4 protein-coding genes are annotated in these 3928 nt (G+C 40.4%); 3 read left to right on the forward strand and 1 reads right to left on the reverse strand.

The genetic code is table 11. The features are described 5' to 3' along the window. The first annotated feature begins 56 nt into the window (after positions 1-56). The gene (locus VB740_RS36085) at positions 57-323 is read left to right on the forward strand and encodes a hypothetical protein (protein WP_323204601.1); all 267 of its coding nucleotides are present in this window, start codon (positions 57-59) and stop codon (positions 321-323) included. Positions 324-651: 328 nt separating this feature from the next. Here VB740_RS36085 and VB740_RS36090 read toward each other — a convergent pair whose 3' ends face one another. Beyond that, positions 652-2310, reverse strand: a complete 1659-nt coding sequence (locus VB740_RS36090) for a glycosyltransferase family 39 protein (RefSeq protein WP_323204602.1) — start codon at positions 2308-2310, stop codon at positions 652-654. Between the two features lie 128 nt (positions 2311-2438). Here VB740_RS36090 and VB740_RS36095 point away from each other — a divergent pair, with 128 nt between their 5' ends. Together VB740_RS36095 and VB740_RS36100 are read left to right on the forward strand one after the other, a co-directional pair. After that, positions 2439-3083: a class I SAM-dependent methyltransferase gene (locus VB740_RS36095; RefSeq protein WP_323204603.1), complete on the forward strand. Its 645-nt coding sequence runs from the start codon at positions 2439-2441 to the stop codon at positions 3081-3083. Positions 3084-3314: 231 nt separating this feature from the next. Beyond that, on the forward strand, positions 3315-3770 hold the full coding sequence (locus tag VB740_RS36100) for an EVE domain-containing protein (protein ID WP_323204604.1): 456 nt from the start codon (positions 3315-3317) through the stop codon (positions 3768-3770). Positions 3771-3928: the final 158 nt, after the last annotated feature.

Consider the following 3928-nt stretch of genomic DNA (forward strand, 5'->3'; position numbering starts at 1 on the left):
GGTTTTTTCTTTCCCCTTTCCCCTTCCCCTTTTCCCCTTAACCGACAAGTATTGGAGTGAGTATTAATCTTGATTTGCCACCGGAGCTAGAAAACGAGCTTTTTACTGAAGCTTCTCGGCTAAACCTTCCTCTTTCTGAATACATTCTTCGGATTCTTTCTGTGAGACAGGTTTTAGCAAATCCTCCCAAGACAGGAGCCGAACTCGTTGCTTATTGGCAGAGCGAAGGTGTGATAAACTCACGACCTGATATTACAGATAGCGAAGCATACGCTCGTAAGTTACGCCATGAGGCCCAAACCCGTGAGCGAGAATTTTACTAAAGCCCAACTACTTCTGCTATTGAGAGTGATTGCAAAACCTGAACAGAGATAATTGATAGTATGACCTTCATAACGATTAATAGCTATGACAGAGCTACTTGAACAAGCGATCGCTAAACTCAAAAATTTACCTGCCAATGAACAAGATGCGATCATAGCAATAGTTAGTTCTGAAATATCTCGAAGATAAGTAAGTTATGTCAACAATACCAAATAAAAGAAAGATGTCACGCCAGCTGATATATTCCCCAAAAATGCCGCCCAAACTACCACCCAGAATTTGACCTAGCATCAGATTGGATTTAGCAACAGTAGCTTTTCATCCGTCTTAGGGAAGAACTTGAATCAACTGGTGCTCTTTGACTGTACCGATAATGCGGTGAGGTCTAGATAATTTAGAAGACTGGTTAGCATAGATCCAAGCATAGCTCAAAGCTGGTACTTGGGAAATAGAGGCTACTGGTTGAGGGCGAGTAGGAAGATAGAAATTAAGCAGTACTTTGGTTTTAGCATCTATTTCCACATAGTACGTAGGATGAGATTGGAGAATTGAAGCGATCGCACTTTGTTGTAAAAAAGGTTTCAAACCAGGGTTATAATCACTTAATAAACCTATGCTACCCATCGCCGCCAAAGCCAGCCAACAGGGAATTAACCAACCTGCAATCCAATAAGGCGCTGTGAGAAACTTTTTGTCAAAGTGGTAACGAGCAATCCACACCACAGGTAAAATTAACCAACCCAAGCCCATAGCCAAGCCAATAGTTGCATACTTGCGGATGTCAGAACTACCCCAACTCAAAATGCCAATACTCGCTATAACAAGTAAAACACCTAACCCACCCAAGCCATAACTGAGGTTTCGGGGAAGATTATTGCTTGCAAAAAGGTTCAATATCTTTTTTTTACTTTTTTGAAGAGGGAATTGTGGGGGAATTCCTGTCTGGTAAATATTGCCTAGCCAGTTTAAACCCACAGATGCAAACAAAGCGATGAACGGATAAAGGCAAAGACTATAGTGAGATAAACGAGTGCTAAAAATACTAATTTCTACAAATAAAACAAGTGGAAAGCCAACTAATATTAACTGGTAACGAGGAATGGGACGACGGAGAGTTAAAAATAAACCTAAAAGTCCGAAAAAAGCCCAAGGGAATGCTTTTAAAGGAATATTCCAGACATAGAATAGTAGCCCATTAGACTCCCGCTCTTCAGAACCTAGTTGTACAACAAACTTGAGTAACTCCTCAAAACTATTATTTCCGAAGTGCAGCCAGCTGAACCACAGCCAAAAGCAGGTAGGTATTAAACCTACGAAAAAGCCTAAATATAAAATTGGGTTAGTAAGATGACGATGACGGCGATGTTGCCAAATTAAATAAGGGAATAAAGCTATAATTGGCAAAAAAATCATAAAGCTTCTAACTAAGAAGCCTAAACCTAAACTTAAACCAGCTAGAAAACTCCACCAGTAGCGATATTTGGGATGCAATTCCGCTTTGATTAAAGACAAAATAGCTAAAAGCACCAAGAAAACCATCGGTACATCAGGTGTACTTAAGCGAGAGTATTGCAACCAGAGAAATTCCACACTTAAAATTGCACCAGCTAGCCAACCTAATTTTTTGCCTAGCATAATTTTGCCAATTTCATACACAAGCCACAAGCTAAAAATGCCAGCAATCATACTAGGAAGACGCGCACTAGTATCACTAATACCAAACAGCTTGTAAAAACTGGCAATTAACCAATAAGGGCCAGGAGTTTTATGATGTGCTGTTTCCCAAGGAGCTATCCAATTACCAGAATCAAACATCAGACGGGCACGTGATGCGTAAAGCCCTTCATCATGTGCCATCAGGCTATCATGTCCAGAAGTAAATAGTAATAAGGGCAGTATCCAAACTAACAAACTAAAATAGGGTAATGATGCGGCTAGGCGGATTTGTCGCCAAATATGCTGCAAGAAGTGTGGTTTATATAACATTGAATTGATAAAAATTGAATACTGCTATTTAGGTATCCTGCTGTTATTAAAATATGTTACATAGTGTTTGTGAAAAAATATCTGAAATTGCCGCAAATTTCGGAAACAGTACTTCAAAACAGAGATTTATGCAGTTAAGACCGAATCAGCGCCTGAAATTAGATGACACAGACGATAAACTGTTCTACGCTTATCCCCGCTTCGTCACCCATGTTGATGAAGGATTTATTCAACAGCTAACGGATTTATATCGCGATCGCCTAAAACCCAACACCCGCATTTTTGATATGATGAGCAGCTGGGTGTCTCATCTACCAGAAGAGATGCAGTTTGAGCATGTGGAGGGACATGGACTCAATGGTGAGGAATTAGCACGAAATACCCGCTTAAATCATTACTTTGTGCAAAATCTTAACGAAAATCCGCAGTTGCCTTTGCCAGATGAAGATTTTGATGCTGTTCTTAATTGCGTATCTGTGCAGTATGTGCAATATCCAGAAGCAGTATTTTCTGAAATTTACCGCATCCTGAAACCCGGTGGTGTCGCAATTATCAGCTTTTCTAACCGCATGTTTTTTGAAAAGGCAATTCAAGCTTGGCGGGAAGCTTCAGAAGCACAACGAGTAGAATTAGTCAAAGCTTATTTCGCCTCAGTTCCAGGATTTACAACCGCAGAAGTGATAGCTCATAAGTCAACATTACCGAATATATTACAGTGGTTGGGTGCAGCTGGAGGAGATCCATTTTATGCCGTTATAGCTTACCGCAGTTAAGTTGAATAAATCCAGCTACCATCTCAAAGACAAGGGGCAAAATCCCCTTGTTAAAAACCCTTGTTATTTGTATATACTTAATTTGTGTATAGGAGTAATATTTGATTTCTAAAAAAGCTCGGTAAAGCTCGAAAAGCCTAATCCCTTATTCCCTACTCCCCACTCCCTACTCCCTACTCCCCACTCCCCACCTACGCAGATAATTTCAAAAATCAAATACGATTCCTATAGATGAATTATTGGCTAATGAAATCAGAACCAGAAGCCTATAGCATTGCTGACCTTCAACAGCAGAGCGAGACTATCTGGGACGGTGTTCGCAATTATCAAGCTCGGAACTTTTTGCGCCAAATGGATGAAGGAGACTTAGCTTTTTTCTATCACTCCAATACTAATCCTCCTGGTATTGCTGGGTTAATGCGTGTGGTAAAAAAAGATATTGCTGACCCAACCCAGTTTGAGCCAGAAAGTCAATACTACGACCCGAAATCAAGTTTTGAATCTCCTCGGTGGCAAACAGTTGTAGTGGAATTTGTTGAGACTTTTTCTAACCCCATCGTGCTATCAATACTCAAAGAGAAGTTTAGCGCCGAAGAGTTAATGTTGGTGAGACAAGGAAATCGGTTATCGGTGATGCCCGTCCCTGAAGCAGTAGCTTTGAAGATTCTGGCGATGAAAACCTCCTAGTACCGCAAGGCGGAAGTCAAAAATATTATGGAATAAGCTCTTTAGGGATTTTAAATGGTTGCTCTATTTACGCCGTGGCGTACTAGTTGAAAATTACAGTAGATATCAATACTGCTCGGTTAAGGATTTTTAACTCGGAATTGGGTTTTGGGAAAAGG

It is taken from the genome of Nostoc sp. UHCC 0251 (assembly GCF_034932245.1).
GTDB lineage: Bacteria > Cyanobacteriota > Cyanobacteriia > Cyanobacteriales > Nostocaceae > Nostoc.